This is a genomic window from Nocardia sp. NPDC060220 (assembly GCF_042727815.1).
Classification (GTDB): domain Bacteria; phylum Actinomycetota; class Actinomycetes; order Mycobacteriales; family Mycobacteriaceae; genus Nocardia.
The window spans coordinates 1-2,873 of the sequence record NZ_JBHWZY010000851.1 but is presented as its reverse complement, the minus strand read 5'-3'; the positions used below and the strand labels follow the sequence as shown (position 1 = coordinate 2,873).

The 2,873-nt window shown below is 68.3% G+C and carries 2 protein-coding genes and 1 pseudogene; 2 read left to right on the top strand and 1 reads right to left on the bottom strand.

What is annotated here, in order from left to right; genetic code table 11:
- Together ACFWF3_RS30680 and ACFWF3_RS30675 are read left to right on the top strand one after the other, a co-directional pair.
- Nucleotides 1-379 (top strand): annotated as a pseudogene (locus tag ACFWF3_RS30680) (molybdenum cofactor biosynthesis protein); the annotation flags it as partial.
- Nucleotides 380-668: 289 nt separating this feature from the next.
- Complete coding sequence (locus ACFWF3_RS30675; RefSeq protein WP_156677410.1) at nucleotides 669-824, top strand: hypothetical protein; 156 nt, start codon at nucleotides 669-671, stop codon at nucleotides 822-824.
- A gap of 50 nt (nucleotides 825-874) precedes the next feature.
- Here the strand turns inward: ACFWF3_RS30675 and ACFWF3_RS30670 are convergent.
- The coding region (locus tag ACFWF3_RS30670; protein ID WP_379317192.1) for a dipeptide ABC transporter ATP-binding protein at nucleotides 875-2,873 on the bottom strand (1,999 nt) is incomplete at its 5' end.

Below are 2,873 nucleotides of genomic sequence, written 5' to 3'. Positions count from 1 at the left end.
GGTTCCCCGACTCGCCCTGCGCCCAGGCGGTTCCACCGTCGTCGCCGAACTCCCCACCGGCCAGACCGTCCTCGGCCTTCCCGGCAACCCTTTCGCCGCCATCGCCGTCCTCCTCGCCCTCACCCCCGCGATCGTCGCCGCCCGCACCGGCTCCCCCCTCCCCCGAAGAATCCTCGGCTCGCTCCACAACGCCGCCGACATCACCGCCCCGGTCCAGCGCATCACCCCCGCCCGCTACGCCCCCGACGGCGGCTGGCTCGGCGACCCCACAGTCCGCACCGCCCACCTGGCCGGCCTGATCGACCGCGACGGCCTGGTCATCGTCCCCCCGAATGCCACCGACGGCTCGATCGTCGAATTCATCCCCCTCCCCTCCTGACCGCGACTCCTGACAATGGCCGAGGTCGAATCTCGCGCACTCGCCGCAATTCTCGCATTGTCACAGAACGGCGAAGTCCGGATTAATTGGCCGGAGCACGCCCGCACATGCTTGACACGCCGCATTCACACAGGTCAGAAACCTATTTTTGCCGCAGGTCTATCCTCGCGCCGTAATGGTGCTTATTGTTGGACGGGTCAGGCGTGGGACGCCCCGCACGCGAGGTGGATTGCGTCGGACAGTGCGTTGAAGGCTTAATCACTTATCCCTCGGAAAGGACCGTGTGGAGATGGCTGACAAGTCTAAAAAAGCACCGAAGAAAATGCCCAAGCAGATGCCGCGCCAGCAGCAGGAGCAGCGGCAGGAGCAGGGGCAGGACTCGCAAGGGATGACGCGAGCAGGCCAGGACGATCGGCGTGAACAGCGCCGCCCCGGCCATCACTGAAATACGTGTGTCGACGAGCCGCCGGTATCGCTACCGGCGGCTCGTCCACGTCATGCCCCGATGCTCAGTAGCGCGCCTGCCCCGGATCCGTCCCGCCCACGCCGAGCCGTCGACGGATCGGGAACGGGTACCGCGTCGACCAGGCGGCGGGTGTACTCCTGAGCCGGTGCGGCGAATACCGCGCGCGCCTCGCCGGTTTCGACGATCCGGCCCTGCCGCAGCACCACAACCCGGTCGGCGACCTGGTGCACCACGGCCAGATCGTGACTGATGAACAAGCTGGCGAAGCCGTACTCGGCACGGAGGTCGGCGAAGAGGTCGAGCACCTGCGCCTGCACCGACACATCGAGCGCGCTGGTCGGCTCATCGGCCACCAGCAGGCGCGGCGCCAAGGCCAGCGCGCGAGCCAGCGCCACCCGCTGACGCTGCCCGCCGGACAACTCCCCCGGCCTGCGCCGCGCGTAATCCCTCGGTAGTCGCACCGATTCGAGCAGGTTCTCGACCTTGGCCTGCAACAGAGTCCCCGATGCGGCCCGATGCACCTGTAACGGTTCGCCGATCGAGTCGGCGACAGTGCGTCGCGGATCGAGGGAGGCACTCACATCCTGATGCACCAGCGCGACATGCTTGCGCAGTCCACGCAGTTCGCGCCGCGACAATCTGGCCAACGGAACACCCTGCAGCTCAACCCGTCCCGAGGTCGCAGGGACGAGCCCGAGCGCAGTGCGCCCCAGCGTGCTCTTGCCCGACCCGGACTCACCGACCAGTCCGAGGACTTCACGGGGCCCGAGAGTGATCGAAATATCCTGTAGCGCGGGGAAAGACGCACCGCCGTGGCGGCCCGGGTACACCACCGACAGATCGTCGATCCGGAGCACGTCGCGGTATTCGGATTCCCCTCGCCCGCCACCCTTTTCCGCGACGACGGCAGGCCCACGCACGACGACCCGCCGCAGGATCCGGCGAACACCGCGTTCCGAAGGTTCTGCCGTGGCGTTGTCATCCGGTTCGTCCGCGAGAGCCTCCGTCTCGGGATCGACGCGATCGGACGCGTCGACCCCATCGGCAACCTCACCAGCTTCGCCGTTGTCCGCGGCGGCACGCCGAACCGTCGACCGACCGTCACCCGTCGCACCGGCACCGGCGCTTACATCGACATCGCCTGCAGCCTCGCTGACCTCGGCATTCCCTGCGGCAACCCGATTCTCACCATCCACATCGGCTACAGGTTCCGGATCTCCCTCTCGCGACGACACCGCGGGCAACCGCGGCACCGCCGCCAGCAGCGTCCGTGTGTAGTCCTCGCCCGGTTCGGCGAACAACCCGAACACCGTCTGCTCTTCGACCACCCGCCCCTCGCGCATCACCACGACCCGGTCGGCGATCTCCGCGACCACCCCGAGGTTGTGGGTGATGAACAGGATCGCCGTCCCGCGCTGACGTTGCAGGGTGCGCAGCAGTGCGAGGATCTCGGCCTGCACGGTGACATCGAGTGCGGTGGTCGGTTCGTCGGCGATGAGCAGTGCGGGCTCCCCGGACAGGGCGAGCGCGATGACCACGCGCTGTTTCTGCCCGCCGGAGAGCTGATGCGGGTACCAGTCGAGGCGCTTGTCCGGCTCCGGAATGTCCACGGCCGTCAGCAGTTCGATCGCGCGGGTTCGCGCGGCGGCCTTGTCGGTCACGCCGTGCGCGCGCAGCGCCTGCGCGATCTGGGTGCCGATCTTCTGCACCGGGTTCAGCGCGGTCTGCGGTTCCTGAAAGACCATGGCGGCCTTGGTTCCCCGCAGGTCCCGCAACACCGATTCGGCGGCCCCGACGACCTGTGTGCCCGCGAGCCGGATCGACCCGCCTGCGCGCGCGGTCTCCGGCAGCAGCCCGAGCACCGAACGCGCGGTGAGCGACTTGCCCGAGCCGGACTCCCCGACGAGGGCGACGACTTCACCCCGGCGAACCCGCAAGCTCACCCGGTCGACAACCGTCCGGTCGCCGAAACTCACCGTCAACTCGTCGATGTCGAGCACGGGGTCGAGCTGGTCGGATGGTGTGCTC